Annotated in this window: 14 protein-coding genes; 3 read left to right on the top strand and 11 right to left on the bottom strand. The window is 73.7% G+C overall.

The window, feature by feature from the left end; genetic code table 11:
* Window positions 1-111: 111 nt before the first annotated feature.
* The 7 genes from pheT to infC form a co-directional block, all read right to left on the bottom strand.
* Window positions 112-2,640 (bottom strand): phenylalanine--tRNA ligase subunit beta, encoded by a 2,529-nt coding sequence (gene pheT / locus ACZ3IJ_RS32850; protein WP_467474268.1) that lies wholly within the window; start codon window positions 2,638-2,640, stop codon window positions 112-114.
* Window positions 2,640-3,767 carry a phenylalanine--tRNA ligase subunit alpha gene (pheS, locus tag ACZ3IJ_RS32845; RefSeq protein ID WP_137990416.1) on the bottom strand — a complete coding sequence of 376 codons (1,128 nt, stop codon included), beginning with the start codon at window positions 3,765-3,767 and terminating at the stop codon, window positions 2,640-2,642. The genes pheT and pheS overlap by 1 nt, the downstream gene beginning before the upstream one ends.
* 138 nt (window positions 3,768-3,905) lie before the next feature.
* A complete protein-coding gene (locus tag ACZ3IJ_RS32840; protein WP_467474265.1) occupies window positions 3,906-5,054 on the bottom strand; it encodes a sensor histidine kinase in 1,149 nt (382 codons plus the stop codon).
* Window positions 5,055-5,136: 82 nt separating this feature from the next.
* Window positions 5,137-5,976 (bottom strand): TrmH family RNA methyltransferase, encoded by an 840-nt coding sequence (locus ACZ3IJ_RS32835; RefSeq protein WP_467474261.1) that lies wholly within the window; start codon window positions 5,974-5,976, stop codon window positions 5,137-5,139.
* Window positions 5,977-6,097: 121 nt separating this feature from the next.
* Window positions 6,098-6,484 carry a 50S ribosomal protein L20 gene (gene rplT, locus ACZ3IJ_RS32830; protein ID WP_030493496.1) on the bottom strand — a complete coding sequence of 129 codons (387 nt, stop codon included), beginning with the start codon at window positions 6,482-6,484 and terminating at the stop codon, window positions 6,098-6,100.
* A 107-nt stretch (window positions 6,485-6,591) separates the two neighbouring features.
* A complete protein-coding gene (gene rpmI, locus ACZ3IJ_RS32825; RefSeq protein ID WP_019884943.1) occupies window positions 6,592-6,786 on the bottom strand; it encodes a 50S ribosomal protein L35 in 195 nt (64 codons plus the stop codon).
* 122 nt (window positions 6,787-6,908) lie between these two features.
* The gene (gene infC, locus ACZ3IJ_RS32820) at window positions 6,909-7,565 is read right to left on the bottom strand and encodes a translation initiation factor IF-3 (protein ID WP_352186621.1); all 657 of its coding nucleotides are present in this window, start codon (window positions 7,563-7,565) and stop codon (window positions 6,909-6,911) included.
* Window positions 7,566-7,944: 379 nt separating this feature from the next.
* Here infC and ACZ3IJ_RS32815 point away from each other — a divergent pair, with 379 nt between their 5' ends.
* Window positions 7,945-8,304 carry a DUF1844 domain-containing protein gene (locus ACZ3IJ_RS32815; protein ID WP_352186456.1) on the top strand — a complete coding sequence of 120 codons (360 nt, stop codon included), beginning with the start codon at window positions 7,945-7,947 and terminating at the stop codon, window positions 8,302-8,304.
* A 146-nt stretch (window positions 8,305-8,450) separates the two neighbouring features.
* Here the strand turns inward: ACZ3IJ_RS32815 and ACZ3IJ_RS32810 are convergent, their stop codons facing one another.
* Window positions 8,451-9,194, bottom strand: a complete 744-nt coding sequence (locus tag ACZ3IJ_RS32810; RefSeq protein ID WP_467474258.1) for an SseB family protein — start codon at window positions 9,192-9,194, stop codon at window positions 8,451-8,453.
* A 165-nt stretch (window positions 9,195-9,359) separates the two neighbouring features.
* On the opposite strand from ACZ3IJ_RS32810, the gene ACZ3IJ_RS32805 reads away from it, so the two are divergent.
* Entirely contained in the window at window positions 9,360-10,088 is a 729-nt protein-coding gene (locus tag ACZ3IJ_RS32805) for a serine hydrolase (protein ID WP_467474254.1), read from the top strand.
* Here ACZ3IJ_RS32805 and mycP read toward each other — a convergent pair.
* Both mycP and ACZ3IJ_RS32795 read right to left on the bottom strand, forming a co-directional pair.
* Window positions 10,063-11,244 carry a type VII secretion-associated serine protease mycosin gene (gene mycP, locus ACZ3IJ_RS32800; protein WP_467474252.1) on the bottom strand — a complete coding sequence of 394 codons (1,182 nt, stop codon included), beginning with the start codon at window positions 11,242-11,244 and terminating at the stop codon, window positions 10,063-10,065. The two genes, ACZ3IJ_RS32805 and mycP, sit on opposite strands and share 26 nt — an antisense overlap.
* On the bottom strand, window positions 11,241-12,137 hold the full coding sequence (locus ACZ3IJ_RS32795; protein ID WP_467474250.1) for a hypothetical protein: 897 nt from the start codon (window positions 12,135-12,137) through the stop codon (window positions 11,241-11,243). The genes mycP and ACZ3IJ_RS32795 overlap by 4 nt, the downstream gene beginning before the upstream one ends.
* 655 nt (window positions 12,138-12,792) lie before the next feature.
* Here ACZ3IJ_RS32795 and ACZ3IJ_RS32790 point away from each other — a divergent pair.
* Window positions 12,793-13,995, top strand: a complete 1,203-nt coding sequence (locus tag ACZ3IJ_RS32790; protein ID WP_467474248.1) for an amino acid deaminase/aldolase — start codon at window positions 12,793-12,795, stop codon at window positions 13,993-13,995.
* A gap of 100 nt (window positions 13,996-14,095) precedes the next feature.
* Here the strand turns inward: ACZ3IJ_RS32790 and ACZ3IJ_RS32785 are convergent, their stop codons facing one another.
* Window positions 14,096-15,013 carry a DUF2510 domain-containing protein gene (locus tag ACZ3IJ_RS32785; RefSeq protein ID WP_467474246.1) on the bottom strand — a complete coding sequence of 306 codons (918 nt, stop codon included), beginning with the start codon at window positions 15,011-15,013 and terminating at the stop codon, window positions 14,096-14,098.
* Between the last annotated feature and the right edge of the window lie 2 nt (window positions 15,014-15,015).

Below are 15,015 nucleotides of genomic sequence, written 5' to 3'. Positions count from 1 at the left end.
CAGGCCGAGCGGCGTCGGGGCATGCGGCGGAGGGGTGCGAGGGGGCAGTGGGAAACGCCGGAGGGGGCCGGTCCGGTGGTCACCGGGCCGGCCCCCTCCGGGGTGGTGTGCTCAGGCGCCGCGCAGTACGGCGCCCGTGCGGTCGGACGCGAGGGCGACGGCCGCGTCTCGCGCGGCGCTGGCCTCGTCGACCGTGAGGGTGCGGTCCGTGGCGCGGAACTTCAGCGCGTACGCCAGGGACTTCTTGCCCTCGCCCAGCTGGTCGCCCGTGTACACGTCGAACAGCCGGATGGCCTCCAGGAGTTCGCCGGCGCCGTCGCGCAGCGCGGCCTCGACCGTGGCGGTCGGGACGGCCGTGTCGACGACCAGGGCGACGTCCTGCGTGGCGACCGGGAAGGAGGAGATGCTCGGGGCCTTCAGCGGTCCCTCGTTCGCCTTCTCCACCAGGTCCAGGTCCAGCTCCATCGCGCAGGTGCGGTCCGGAAGGCCGAGCGCCTTCACGACGCGCGGGTGCAGCTCGCCGCCGTGGCCGACGAGGACCTTCTCGCCGTCCACGACCACGTGGAACGCGGCGCAGCGGCCGGGGTGCCACGGGGCGTGCTGGTCGGCGCTGACGATCAGCTCGACACCGGCCTCGGCGGCCACGGTGCGCGCCGCCTGGATCGCGTCGGCCCAGTCGGTCGGACGGCCCTTGCCCCACCAGCCGGCCTGCTCGCGCGCGCCGGCGAGGACGACGGCGGCGCGGCGCGGCTGCGCGGGCAGCGCGGCGTTGACCGTGGCGATCTCCTCGTCGGTGGGACGGCGGTCGACGGGAAGCCGCACGGCGACGCCCGGCTGCTCACCCGGCCGGAAGACCAGACCGGTCTCGAAGAGCGCCAGGTCGTGGCTCCCGCGCCCGTCGTTGCGGCGCAGCGCGCCGAGCAGGCCCGGCAGCAGCGTCGTACGGAGCGCGGGCTCCTCGTCGGAGAGCGGGTTGACGAGCGTGACGACCCGGCGGCGGGCGTCGTCCGCGTCCAGGCCGAGCTGGTCGAAGACCTGCGCGCCGATGAACGGGTAGTTCAGCGCCTCGACGTATCCGGCGCCGGCCAGCGCGCGGCCGACCCGGCGGTGGGTGCGCTGGCGCTCGGTGAGGCCACGCCCGGCGGGCGGCTTGGGCAGCGTGGAGGGCAGGTTCTCGTAGCCCTCCAGGCGGATGACCTCTTCGGCCAGGTCGTTCGGCACGTAGAGGTCCGGGCGCCACGACGGGACGGTGACGACGAGCTCGTCCTGGCCGTAGACGTCGCAGCCGATCTCCTGGAGGCGGCGGACGACGGTCTCGCGGCCGTAGGCGACGCCCGCGACCTTGTCCGGGTGGTTCGCCGGCATGGTGACCGTGCGGGGCGCGGACGGGGCGACGATCTCGGTGACGCCTGCCTCGGCCGTGCCGCCCGCGAGCAGCACGAGCAGGTCGACGCAGCGCTGCGCGGCGGCGGCCGCGGCCTGCGGGTCGACCCCGCGCTCGAAGCGCCTGGACGCCTCGGAGGCCAGCTTGTGGCGGCGGGCCGTGCGGGCGATCGAGATCGCGTCGAAGTGCGCGGCCTCGATGACGATCTCGGTGGTCCCCGTGACGACGCCCGTCTCGGGGTCGGTCACCGGGTCGGCGATCTCCGTGTGGGCGCCGCCCATCACACCGGCCAGGCCGATGGGGCCGCTGTTGTCGGTGATCAGCAGGTCCCCGGAGTCGAGGATTCGCTTCACTCCGTCGAGCGTCGTGATCGTCTCTCCGGCGGCGGCACGGCGGACGCCGATGGGACCGTCGAGGCGGGTGCGGTCGTAGGCGTGCAGCGGCTGACCGAGCTCCAGCATCACGTAGTTGGTGATGTCGACGGCGAGCGAGACGGTCCGCATGCCGGCCTTCTGGAGCCTGCGCTGCATCCAGATCGGGGTCCGCGCCTCGGGGGTGACCCCGACGACCGTACGGGCGGTGAAGCGGTCGCAGCCGACCGGGTCGGCGACCTGGATCGGGTAGCCGTACGAGTTCGGCGCGGGCACGTCGAGGAGCGCCGGGTCGCGTAGCGGAAGGCCGTACGCGGTGGCGGTCTCACGGGCGATGCCGCGCATCGACAGGCAGTAGCCGCGGTCGGGCGTGACGGCGATGTCGAGGACCTCGTCGTACAGCTCCAGGAGCTTGGTCGCGTCGATGCCGATCTCGAGCTCCGGCGGCAGCACGATGATGCCGTGCGAACCGTCGTCGCCCATGCCCAGCTCGTCACCGGAGCAGATCATGCCGCGGGAGACCCGGCCGTACGTCTTGCGCTCGGCGATCCGGAAGTCACCGGGGAGCACGGCGCCGGGCAGCGCCACGACGACCTTGTCGCCCTCGGCGAAGTTCCGGGCGCCGCAGATGATCTCCTGGGGCTCGCCGGTGCCGTTGGCCTGGCCGACGTCGACGGTGCAGAAGCGGATGGGCTTCTTGAACTCCGTCAGCTCCTCGATGGTGAGGACCTTGCCGACCACCAGCGGACCGGTCAGGCCGGAGCCGAGCTGCTCGACGGTCTCGACCTCGAGTCCTGCCGGAATGAGCTTGGCCTGGACGTCACGTCCGGTCTCCGTCGCCGGCAGGTCGACGTACTCCCGCAGCCAAGAAAGCGGGACCCGCATCAGATCTCCATCCCGAACGGCCGGGTGAACCGGACGTCACCCTCGACCATGTCTCGCATGTCTTCGACGTTGTGGCGGAACATCAGCATCCGCTCGATGCCGAACCCGAAGGCGAATCCGCTGTACTTCTCAGGGTCGACACCGCAGGCGACGAGCACCTTGGGGTTGACCATGCCGCAGCCGCCCAGCTCGATCCAGCCCTCGCTGCCGCAGGTGCGGCAGGGGCGGTCCGGGTTGCCGACGGACTCGCCGCGGCAGACGTAGCAGAGCATGTCCATCTCGGCGGACGGCTCCGTGAACGGGAAGAAGTTCGGACGGAGCCGGGTCTTCATGTCGGGCCCGAAGAGTGCCTGGACCATGTGGTCCAGGGTGCCCTTGAGGTCCGCCATGGTCAGGCCCTCGTCGACGGCGAGCAGCTCGATCTGGTGGAAGACCGGGGTGTGCGTGGCGTCGAGCTCGTCGGTGCGGTAGACGCGGCCGGGGCAGACGACGTAGACCGGGGGCTCCCGGTCGATGAGCGTGCGGGCCTGCACCGGGGAGGTGTGCGTCCGCAGCACGACACCGGACTCGTCGCCGGTCGTCCCCTCCGGGCCCTGGACGAAGAAGGTGTCCTGCATCTGGCGCGCCGGGTGGTCCGGTACGAAGTTGAGGGCGTCGAAGTTGAACCACTCCGCCTCGACCTCGGGGCCCTCGGCGACCTCGTACCCCATGGAGACGAAGACGTCGGCGACCCGCTCCATGAGCGTGGTCAGCGGGTGGCGGGCGCCGGCCGGTACCCGGTCGTACGGCAGGGTGACGTCCACCGCCTCCTCGACCAGGACGCGGGCGTCGCGCTCGGCCTCGAGCTCGGTCTGGCGGGCCGCGAGGGCCTTGGAGACCGCGCCGCGGGCCTGGCCCACGAGCTTGCCGGCCGCGGCCTTGGCCTGCGGCGGCAGCGCGCCGATCTCGCGGTTGGCCAGCGCGAGCGGCGACGTGCCACCCGTGTGCGCGACCTTCGCGTGCGCGAGCGCGTCGAGGTCACCCGCGGCGGCGAAGGCGGCGAGCGCCTCGTCCCGCATGCGCTCGATCTCTTCCGGTTTCAAGGCCTCGACCTCAACCGGGTCGTACGACTTATTGGGTGCGGACATCTCTTCCCGTGCTTCCGTTTGGCTGGCTTGGGCGCGGCCCCGCTCGACGTCAAGGGCGCAAACGTGCCAAAGGTCGAGTCTAACGGGGCGCGGGGACGCGAATGAGCCCGTGGGCGGCCCGGGCGGCTCGTGATCTCGTCAGGCGAGATAGGCCGGGGCGCCGACGGGCAGGATAAATCGGAACTCGGCGCCGCCCCGGGGGCCGCGTCCGACGGTGATCGTGCCGCCGTGGGCCTCGACGATGCCCTTGACGATGTACAGCCCGAGTCCGGTGCCACCGCGCTTGCTCCCCCGCCAGAAACGGGTGAAGACACGTCCCATCGACTCTTCGGGGATGCCGGGGCCTTCGTCGCTCACGGTGACCGCCGTTCCCTTCTCTCCGTCGGGGGTGTCGCAGGTGGGTGCCACCTCGATGGTGACGGTTCCCTCGCCGTGGCGCACCGCATTTTCCAGCAGGTTGCCGAGGACCTGGTCGACCTTGTCGGGGTCGGCCCAGAGATCGGGCAGCTGGGGCCGGACGCGGACGAAGAAGCGGTCCGGGGACTGTCCGCCGGTGGTGTGGGCCTGGATGTGCCGGTTGACGGCGGCGGCGATGTCGACGGGCTGGCGGCGCACCTCCAGGCGGCCGGAGTCGATCCGGGAGATGTCGAGGAGCTCGGCGATCAGCCGGGTGATGCGGTTGGCGTCGGCGTCGACGGTCTCCAGCATGAGCCGCTTCTGGTCGTCGGTGAACCGCTCCCACTTGGCGAGGAGGGTCGCCGTGAAGCCCTTGACGGAGGTCAGCGGGGAGCGCAGTTCGTGGGCGACGGTGGCGATGAGCTCGGCGTGGCTGCGTTCGGTACGGCGCCGGGCCTCGGTGCCGCGCAGCGAGACGACGACGCGGCGGACGGGCCCGGTGGGGTGCTCACGGACGTACCGCGCGGAGACGAGGACCTCGCGGCCGCCGGGCAGGAGCAGATTGCGCTCCGGCTGGCCGCGCCGGGTGGCGAGCCCGCCGTACGGGTCGGTGAGGGTCCACCAGCGGCGCCCCTTGAGGTCCTCCAGGGGCAGCGCCTGCTCGAGCGGGAGGCCGAGGGCCTGTTCCGGGGGTACGGAGGTGATGCGGGCGGCGGCGGCGTTGAAGCAGACGACGCGTCCGGTGGCGTCGGCGACGACGAGGCCGTCGGGCAGCTCGTCGGGGTCGACGCCGGGGATGTCCGGCGCGGTTCGGGAGGACCCGTCCGGGCCCTCCGGGGCATCGGGCGCGGTGCTCCGTGCCTGTGCGGGACTGTCCGTTCCGACCGTCATCCCCGTTCCCCACCCCTCCGTGTAGCGCAGTGGGCCCCCGAGTTGGTCACCCTACTAGGTGCGGGTGACGCTTTGGAGCCCCTCAGCGGGAGGTTCGGGGGCGCTGGGCCCGCGCCGAGGCGTAGAGGCACACGGCGGCGGCCGTCGCGAGGTTGAGACTCTCGGCCTTGCCGTGGATCGGGACGCGGACGACCGCGTCGGCGAGGGCGCGGGTCTCCTCGGGGAGCCCCCAGGCCTCGTTGCCGAAGACCCAGGCGGTGGGCCCGCCCATGGTGCCGGCGTCGAGCTCGTCGTCGAGGTCGTCCTGGCCCGCGCCGTCGGCGGCGAGGATCCGTACGCCCGCGCTCTTCAGACCGGCGACCGCCTGCTCGACCGGGACGCCGACGACGACCGGGAGGTGGAAGAGGGAGCCGACGGAGGCGCGCACGGACTTGGGGTTGTACAGGTCGACGGAGGCGTCGGTGAGGACGACGGCGTCGGCGCCGGCCGCGTCGGCGCAGCGCAGCACGGTGCCGGCGTTCCCGGGGTCGCGTACATGGGCGAGGACGGCGACGAGCTTGGGCCGGGCCGCGAGGACCTCCTCGAACGGCGAGTCGAGGAAGCGGCAGACCCCGACGAGGCCCTGCGGGGTGACGGTCTGGGAGACCTCGGCGAGGACGGTGTCGGGGGCGAGGTGGACCCGGGCCCCGGCCTCGCGGGCGGCCTCGACGATCCCGGCGTACCGCTCGGCGGCCTCGACGGTGGTGAAGAGCTCGACGAGGGTGGGCTCGCCGGAGCCGCTGCGGTGCTCGACGGCCTCGCGGACGGCCTGCGGGCCCTCGGCGATGAAGAGACGGTCCTTGCCCCGGAAGTTGCGCTTGGCGAGCCGCCTCGCGGCGACGACACGGGGCGAACGCGGGGAGATCAGCTCGGGGGTACCCATGGGGTCGGTGGCTCTTTTCGGGGGTCCGGGCGGGTGCGGGGGCTGGAGGGTGTCCGAACACGACCGGACCCGCAGGCCCGAAGGCCTGCGGGTCCGGTGCGGAAGATCGGCGACCTGAGGATCAGGCAGCGGCCTTCGGCGCGTTGACGTCGGCCGGGAGGGCCTTCTGCGCGACCTCGACCAGCGCGGCGAACGCGTTGATGTCGTTGACGGCCAGCTCGGCGAGGATCTTGCGGTCCACCTCGATGTTGGCGGCCTTCAGACCCTGGATGAGGCGGTTGTACGTCATGCCGTTCTGGCGGGCAGCGGCGTTGATGCGCTGGATCCACAGCTGACGGAAGTCGCCCTTGCGCTTCTTGCGGTCGTTGTAGTTGTAGACCAGGGAGTGGGTGACCTGCTCCTTGGCCTTGCGGTACAGGCGCGAACGCTGACCGCGGTAGCCGCTGGCCTGCTCGAGGATCGCCCGGCGCTTCTTGTGGGCGTTGACTGCCCGCTTGACGCGTGCCACTTCTTAACTCCTTGTAGCGGGGTCGCGGTGGTACTCACACGACCCGGAAAACGGATGGGTCCCGGTCTTGGCCGGATGCCCTCGTCGCCGAGGGCGGGAGATCAAGCTCAGATGCCCAGCATCTTCTTGATCTTGGCCGCGTCGCCCGGGGCCATCTCGGCGTTGCCGGTGAGGCGACGCGTCAGCTTGGACGACTTGTGCTCGAGCAGGTGGCGCTTGCCGGCGCGCTCGCGCAGCACCTTGCCGGAGCCGGTGATCTTGAAGCGCTTCTTGGCACCGGAGTGCGTCTTGTTCTTCGGCATCGCGCCGTTATCTCCTCGTCAGTGGCGCTCCTCCGGTGCGGGCACCGGACATCCAGGAGCGTCAGTTCTCGTGTGGTGGTTCCGGGCGAGGCCCGGGGCTGCCTGGGTGGCAGCCCCCAGGGTCACGCCTCGGGGTTCTCGGCCTCGGCAGGAGCCTCGGCCGAAGCCTCCGCGGCCGGAGCCTCGGCGGTCTCGTCGGACGAACCGCCCTGACGCTCCGCCTTGCGCGCGGCCTGGGCCTCACGCGCCTCGGCCATGGCCTCGGTCTTCTTCTTGTGCGGGCCGAGAACCATGATCATGTTCCGGCCGTCCTGCTTCGGGTTGGACTCGATGAAGCCAAGCTCCTCGACGTCCGACGCCAGCCGCTGCAGCAGCCGGAAGCCAAGCTCGGGGCGGGACTGCTCACGACCACGGAACATGATCGTGATCTTGACCTTGTCGCCCTGCTTGAGGAACCGGACGACGTGACCCTTCTTGGTGTCGTAGTCGTGCGGGTCGATCTTCGGCCGGAGCTTCATCTCCTTGATGACCGTGTGCGCCTGGTTCTTGCGCGCCTCACGGGCCTTCATGGCCGACTCGTACTTGAACTTCCCGTAGTCCATGAGCTTGCACACGGGCGGACGGGCGTTCGCCGCGACCTCGACCAGGTCGAGGTCGTACTCCTGTGCGAGCTCCAGGGCCTTGGCAAGCGGAACAATCCCGACCTGCTCGCCGCTGGGACCGACAAGTCGCACCTCGGGAACGCGAATCCGGTCGTTGATGCGGGGCTCGGCGCTGATGGATCCTCCTCGGTAGCACCACGCGACCGCCTGGCGGACGGACGCGTATGTCTATATCTGTTGAGACCAACCGCGCCGGGATATGAAAAATGCCCCGGACGGGACACAGGCGGGGCTCCACGAAAATACCGGAGCACCGCCGCAGTGAACCGCGGGGCGCACATCGGGCGGCTCCATCGTCCGTACGGAACGATGGGCGCCACCTGACCGGTGACCCGCCGCCCGCGAGGGCGGCCAGGTGGGAGATCGGAGCCTCCACTTGTGGGCCGGGCACACACGTGTCCGGCCGGTCGTTACACAAGGTTAGCACCGACCGTCCCGGTTCGCTAACCGAGGACCGCGGGAAGGAGGGACGGCCCGCCCGGCATATCGTGTGGGCATGAGCGAGACGCCCCACACCGAGTCCCCCGACTTCGACGACATGACCCGTGACATCGCGGAGGTCCCGGCCGTCGAGGTCATCGTGACCGTCGCGGTGAACCTGATGAGCGCCGCCGCGGTGAAGCTCGGGCTCACCGAGGACGGCGAGCAGCACAAGGACCTCGACGAGGCGCGCAAGCTGGTCCACGCACTGGCCGGCCTCCTCGACGCCGGTGCGACGGAGATCAGCTCCTTCCACGCGGCGCCGCTGCGGGACGGCCTGAAGTCCCTGCAGCTGGCCTTCCGCGAGGCCTCCGTCATCCCGGACGAGCCGGGCCAGGGTCCGGGCGAGAAGTACACGGGTCCCGTGTACGGCTAGGACCCCGCGCCCGGGGACGCCGAGCCGACCGGCCCGCGGGGGTCCGGGGGTCGCCCCCCCGGAAGACCGCAGCCACCGGTCCGGTGTACGGCTAGGACCCGATCGGCCCGCGGGGGTACGGGGGTCCCGCCACGGGACTGTGACGGCTAGAACGCGCCGTCGCGTACGTAGAAGGGCTCGCCGGGAGGCGTGGCCGAGGCCGGCAGGAGTGCCAGGTCGAGGCCGCGCACCAGGCGGGCCCTCAGTGTTTCGTCGGCGGCCAGGCCACGGGCCACGCGCTGGGCGGCCTCCGCGGGGGCCGCGTCCTCCGACAGCACGAGGGCCAGGGTGCCGTCGGCGCTGCCGGGACCGAGGTGGGCGCGCAGGACCGCGGGCTCGGCTGCGACCGCGTTCCGCACCGCCTCCCGTACCGCCGGGTCCTCCAGCGGGTCCGCGCTGGTGCGGCCCTCCGCGAGGGCGAGCAGCGCCGGACCGGTCAGCTGGTACGGGACCGGACCCGCGAGGTCGAGGACGAGGGTGTCCGCCTTCTCGTGCGCCGCGGCCTGGAGTGCCTGGTGCAGGGGGACGGCCACCGGCCGGGCCTCCGGGTCCCAGAGCGCGAGCGAGGCGATGGAGGTGAAGGCCGGCAGCGCCCGCCGGTCGCCGGCGGTGAGCGTGGGCACGGCCATGTCGCTGGTCTTCTCGCGGCGCAGGCCCGTCTCCGGGTCCTCTTCCACCTCGCCGAGGACGGCGACCACGGGGACCAGCAGCCGCGCGTCCTTCAGCGCCTCCAGGACCGGCCCGTGCGCGGTCCTGTCCGCCGCCCAGGCCGCGAGGGCCTCGGTGAGCCGCGGGTCGGCGGTTCCGTCGTCGTCGGAGAATCCGGGGTCAGGGATGTTCTTGAGGGCCACGCACCGAGCCTAACCGCCCTCGGCGGGCCGCTTTCCCCGCGGGTGCCCGGCGCGTCAGGGCAGTTCCCGGCGCGGTTCCCGCCGCCGCTCCTGGCGTCGCGCCCGTCCCACGCCCCAGACTTGCCCCGTCCCGCCGCGCGACCGACCCACGAGGAGACCACCACCGTGACCGTGGAAGCGGATCTCGACGCCGCGCTCGCCGAGGCCGCCGCCCCCGTGCTCACCGCGAGCGGGGCGTCCCTCTCGGTCGGGGTGCTCGACCTGGAGACCGGGCGCTCTGCCTCGTACGGCGGCGAGGGCCGGACGTACGACACCGGGAGTGTCGTCAAGCTCGACATCCTCGCGGCCCTGCTGCTCCGCGCACAGGACGAGGGGCGGGAGCCGACCTCGGCGGAGCGCACGGCCGCCGCCGCGATGATCCGGCGTAGCGACAACGCGTCGGCGACCACGCTGTGGCGGGCGATCGGCGGCGCGGAGGGCCTGGACGTCGCCAACGCGCGGTTCGGGCTGACACGGACGACCGGAGCGACGGCGTGGGGGCTGACGCAGACGACGGCAGCGGACCGGTTGGTACTCCTCCGCGCGGTGTTCGGCACGGACTCGCCGCTGGCCGAGGACTCCCGTACGTACATCACCGCGCTGATGGAGGGCGTGGCCGCCGACCAGGCCTGGGGTGTCCCGGCGGCGGGCACCGACGGGGCGGTGAAGAACGGGTGGCTCCCCCGTGATGCCACCGGCCTCTGGGTCGTCAACAGCGTGGGCCGGGTGAGGGCCTGCGGGCGGGTCTGTCTCGTGGCGGTGGTCTCCGACGGTCACGCCACGAAGGACGCGGGCGTGCGGTGCGTGGAGAGGGCGGCGCGGGCCGCGGTCAGCGCGGTGGGCGCGGTCCTGTAGTGCGGCTGCCGCGCCACAGGACGACCGCGGCGGCGAGCAGGAGCGCCCCGACACCGCCGGCGGCGGGGGCGAGCAGGCCGACCGGTCTGTCCTCGTCGGGGGCGGCCTGCGGTCCGGCTCCGAAGTAGCGGCCGCGGTAGCCGGCGGAGGCGGTCTTGGGGTCGGCGCCCTTGAGCCGGTCGCCGGCCTCGATGGCGGCGGCCGGGTCGACGGTGCCGTACCCCTTGTCGTCGCTGCGGCCGTCCTTGGGCCGGTTGCGGGCGGTGTCGATGAGGAGCCGCTTGATCTGGGCGGGCGTCAGGTCGGGGTGTGCGGAGCGGACGAGCGCGACGGCGCCGGAGACGAACGCGGCGGCGGCGCTGGTGCCCCAGCCCTCGTAGTAGCGGCGGTCCGGGTCGGCGATGACGATGTCGACGCCGGGGGCGCTGACGGTGGCGTACCAGCGGCTGGTGGAGAACGAGGCGTGCGTGCCGTACCGGTCGACGGCGGCCACGGCGACGACGCCGGGGTAGGCCGCGGGGTACGAGATGTGGTCGCCCTTCTCGCCGCCGTTGCCGGCCGAGGCGACGACGGAGACGCCCTTGGCGAGGGCGTACTGGACGGCGGCGTCCTCCCCCGCGTCGGGGTGGGCGGACTTGGAGTCGTCGCCGAGGGAGAGGTTGATGACGTCGGCGCCGTTGTCGGTGGCCCAGCGGATGCCTTCGGCGAGGGCGGTGCCGCGGGTCTTGCGGGCCTTGTCGCGGGCCTTGTCCGTCCCTTCGAGGATGACCCGGACGGGCAGGATCTCGACCTTCGGCGCGATGCCGAGGACGCCGTCCTGACGGCCGGGGCCGTGGCCGTGCCCGGCGATGATGCCGGCCATGGCGGTGCCGTGCCGGGCCCACGCCCGGTCGCCGCGCACGGCGCCGAAGCCGACGAGGTCCTTGCCCTCGCGGACGGAGCCGACGAGGTCGGGATGGTCCGCGTCGACCCCGGTGTCGAGGACGGCGACGGTGATGCCCTCGCCCTTGGTGGTGCGCCAGGCCTTGGTCGTGTGCAGGGCTTCGAGGCCCCACTGGCGGGCGCGGATGGTGTCGGCGTACGCCGGGGTGGTGGTGGCGGGGAGCACCGCGAAGGCGGCCGCGAGCAGGGCCGCCAGGGCACGGGGTCGAGTCACCGGTCGTCGTCCTTCGCCGCGGTGGTGAGCGTGGCGCGCAGGGTGCTCTCGATCCGGTCGGCGACGCCCTTTGCCTCGTGGCCGAGGCCGGACTGGGCGACGGGGCTGGTCTGTCCGTCGGCCATGGCGCGGTCGGCGGGCTGGGGGGAGGCGACGGGACGCCCGTCGGCGAAGCCGGAGACGGCGGTGACGACGACCGGGAGGTCGGTGAGTGCCCGGGTCCACCAGCCGGCACGCTGCGGGGCGCCGAAGCGGGCGGCCACGGTTCCGGGGGCGGAGAGTGCCGGGGGCACGTCGGCGCCGAGGCGTGCGGCGGACTCGGTGGCGAGCGAGCGGGTGGCGGTGGGGTCGGCCCGGGTGAAGACCAGACCGACGGTGATGACGCTGGAGGCGGTGGCGTCGGTGTACGTGGCGCGCAGGACGCGTTCGCAGCCGACGGGCTGCAGGGTGGTGAGCACGCTCCTGGGCAGGGCGGCCGAGGTGCAGGGGGCGTCGGGCGCGACGACGACCCGCGTCCAGGTGCGGTCGGCGGCTCCGGGGCCCTCCTTGGGGCCCGGAAGGGTGCGGGGGAAGAGGGTGTCGACGGGGACGCTGTGCCACAGGGTCCTGGCCTCGGCGTAGCCCTCGGGCTCCTCGGCGGCACCGGCGTCGGTGGCGGCGAGGACGGCTCCGGCGACGGCGCCGCCGACGAGGCCGACACCGAGGACGAGGCAGGCCCCGGCCGCGACGGCCCGGCCGACGCGGCGCTCTCGGACGGGCCGGAGGCGGGTGGTGGTCTCGACGACGGCCTCGGGCGGCGCGGTGGAGGGCCGGTAGGCGCCGTACGTTCCGTACGTCTGCGCCGGCATCCGCGCTGCGGGCGCGGCGGCGGGCCGCGCGGGGGGCGGGCTCACCGGGCGCGGCGGTATCGACCGGCTCTGCGTGTCCCGGATCGGCCGCAGCCGCGCGGTGGTCTCGACGGCGGGTACGTCGGCAGAGCGAGCGGGGGCCGCGGGGCGGGCGGGAGCGGAGGCGGGTGTCGCGGGGCGCGCGGGAGCCGGGGCCACGGGCGGCGCGGGACGGGCCGGGCCGGTGGTTCCACCGGCCGCGGACGGCGCCGGACGCACGGGCGGTGCTGCGGGGCGCGCGGGCGCGGAGGCGGGGCGCGCGGGCGGCACGGGCCCGGCGGAGCCGGTCGTTCCACCGGCCGCGGGGCGCCTGGGGGGTTCCGGCGCGGGGGGCCTCGTGGCAGGGGGTTCCGTCGGGCGCGGGGGGACCGCGGGCGGGCCGGGGACCGTGGTGGAGGCCGGCGCGGCGGCCGCCGGGGCGCGGTTCGGCGAGGCGGGGCCGGGGACCCCCGGCGGCACCGTGCCGGGCGCCGGCTTCGGGGGCGGGAACAGGGCCTCGCCGGTGCGGGTGGCGGGCCGGTGCGCGTCGGTGCTCATCCCCGCCCCCTGGTCGTTCCGTCGTGGTGCCTGCCTCGCAATGCCCGCCACTCTACGGGCTGTTCCCCTCCGCACGGGAACTCAGGGGCTACCCACCCGTAAACCCGTCTGGCAAGCTCGGGCCATGACTCCCCGCGCCGCCGACCGGGCCCGGTACGACCGGGCCACCGCCCACCTCGACGCGCCCGTCGCCATCGTCGACCTGGAGGCCTTCGACGCCAATGCCGACGATCTCGTACGGCGGGCCGGCGGCAAGCCGATCCGGGTGGCGAGCAAGTCCGTTCGGTGCCGGGCGCTGCTGGAGCGGGTCCTGGCGCGCGAGGGCTTCGCGGGGATCATGTCGTTCACCCTCGACGAGTCGCTGTGGCTGGCGCGCGCCGGGTTCGAGGACGTCCTGCTCGCCTACCCGTCCGCCGACCGGACCGCGTTCGGCGAGCTGGCGAACGATCCGAAGCTCGCCGGCGCCGTGACGGTGATGGTCGACGACCCGGCGCAGCTGGACCTGATCGACGCGGCACGCGCGGGCGGCGGCGAGGAGATCAGGGTCTGCCTCGAGCTGGACACCTCGCTCCGGCTGCTGGGCGGCCGGGTGCGGATAGGAGCGCTCCGCTCGCCGCTGCGCGAGCCCGCGCAGCTCGCCGAGCTGGCCCGCTCGATCGCCCGCAGGCCCGGCTTCCGGCTGGTCGGGATCATGGCGTACGAAGGGCATGTGGCCGGGGTCGGGGACGCGGTCGCCGGACGGCCGCTGCGGTCCCGGGCGATCCGGCTGATGCAGTCGGCCGCCCGCAGGGAGCTGGAGTCCCGGCGCGCGGCCGTGGTGCGCGCGGTCCGGGCCGTGGCGCCGGACCTGGAGTTCGTCAACGGCGGCGGTACGGGCAGTGTGCAGCACACGGCGGCCGAGGAGGCGGTGACCGAGATCGCCGCCGGTTCCGGGCTCTACGTGCCGCGCCTCTTCGACAACTACACGTCCTTCACCGGCCGTCCGGCCGCCCTCTTCGCCCAGCCCGTCGTGCGCCGCCCCGGCGTCGGCGTGGTGACCGTGCTCGGCGGCGGCTACCCCGCGTCCGGCGCGGCGGGCGTGGACCGGCTGCCCGTCCCGTACCTGCCGGAAGGGCTGCGCTACGACCCGCAGGAGGGCCCGGGCGAGGTCCAGACGCCGCTGCTCGGTTCGGCGGCCGACGACCTCCTCATCGGGGACAAGGTGTGGTTCCGGCACGCGAAGGCCGGTGAGCTGTGCGAGCGGTTCGACAGCCTGCAGCTGATCGAGGGCGGCCGGATCACGGCGACGGTACCGACGTACCGGGGCGAGGGCCGCACGTTCCTTTAGGCCTGGACGGCACCCGGCGACGTCCCGTACGGCAGCGGGCGCCGGGTGCCGAACGGTACGGCCGGACGGCGTCCCTCCTGGAGGTCGGGGCCGCCCCCGGTCACGTCCCGGGGGTGATCGAGCTGCCCACTCCCCCGTTGGTGTCGCTGCCGATGGGGCGGATGCCGCGCGTGATCTCGTCCATGAGGGCGAGCGACGGTCCGTCCGTGCCCGCGTCGAAGACGAAGCGCACCACGACCGGGGACTCGCTGCCCGCCGGGGAGGCGAAGGCGAGCGACTGGACGTAGCCGCCGGGGCCCTTGTCGGTCGTGACCTGCCAGCGGACCAGGTAGCCCGTGCGGCCGGCGACGGCGGCGGGCCGGGCGGCGACGACCTTGTGGGAGACCATCCTCCCGTAGGGCAGGCTGCCGAGGACGTCCTCCTCGTAGGTCTCCTTGGCCGCCAGGCCGATGTCCTCCTTGGCGATCGCCTCGGGGGTCGAGGCGTCGGTGCCCGAGACCGTGTGCGAGGAGACGGTGCCGTGGCGGCACTGCTTGGTACCGGCCCCGTGGCACGCGTAGGTGCCGACGGTCGTGATCGTCGGTGCCGGGCCGGAGTAGTACTCCGGCTTCTCCCAGCCCTTGAGGACCGGGAGCGTGATGCCGTTGAGCTGGTCCACGACCTGGGTGGGGTTCTCGTCCTCCTCCTCGGCGGACTCGCCGCCGGTGGTGGAGGAGGACGCCGTCGCGGTGGGGGTGCTCGTGGCCGCCGTCGGGCCCGCCGTGGGCGGGTCCTCCGGGTCGTCGCCGCCGAACACGACCACGCCCGCGACGACCGCCGCCACCACGGTCACCGCGACCGCGCCGAGGACGGCGGCCCGGCTCCGCCCGCCCCCGTGTGCGGGCGGAGCCGGTGGGACGACCGGGGACGTGGCAGGGGCCTGCCGGGTGTGTGCCGTCCAGGTGGTTCCGTCCCACCATCGTTCGACGGTGGGCACGGCCGGGTCCGGGTACCAGCCGGGAGGCGTCGTCATGCTCATCC

Source organism: Streptomyces sp. NPDC013317, from assembly GCF_055563155.1.
Note: the sequence above shows the minus strand (reverse complement) of the source record. Positions and strands in the feature narration are given on the sequence as shown.

Bases quoted from the DNA above. Each gene is read 5' to 3' on its own strand.
- ACZ3IJ_RS32815 (WP_352186456.1), top strand. From the start codon at position 7,945: ATGAGCGAGACGCCCCACACCGAGTCCCCCGACTTCGACGACATGACC.
- ACZ3IJ_RS32835 (WP_467474261.1), bottom strand. From the start codon at position 5,976: ATGGGTACCCCCGAGCTGATCTCCCCGCGTTCGCCCCGTGTCGTCGCC.
- rpmI (WP_019884943.1), bottom strand. From the start codon at position 6,786: ATGCCGAAGAACAAGACGCACTCCGGTGCCAAGAAGCGCTTCAAGATC.
- ACZ3IJ_RS32785 (WP_467474246.1), bottom strand. From the start codon at position 15,013: ATGAGCATGACGACGCCTCCCGGCTGGTACCCGGACCCGGCCGTGCCC.
- ACZ3IJ_RS32790 (WP_467474248.1), top strand. From the start codon at position 12,793: ATGACTCCCCGCGCCGCCGACCGGGCCCGGTACGACCGGGCCACCGCC.
- ACZ3IJ_RS32840 (WP_467474265.1), bottom strand. From the start codon at position 5,054: ATGACGGTCGGAACGGACAGTCCCGCACAGGCACGGAGCACCGCGCCC.
- pheS (WP_137990416.1), bottom strand. From the start codon at position 3,767: ATGTCCGCACCCAATAAGTCGTACGACCCGGTTGAGGTCGAGGCCTTG.
- pheT (WP_467474268.1), bottom strand. From the start codon at position 2,640: ATGCGGGTCCCGCTTTCTTGGCTGCGGGAGTACGTCGACCTGCCGGCG.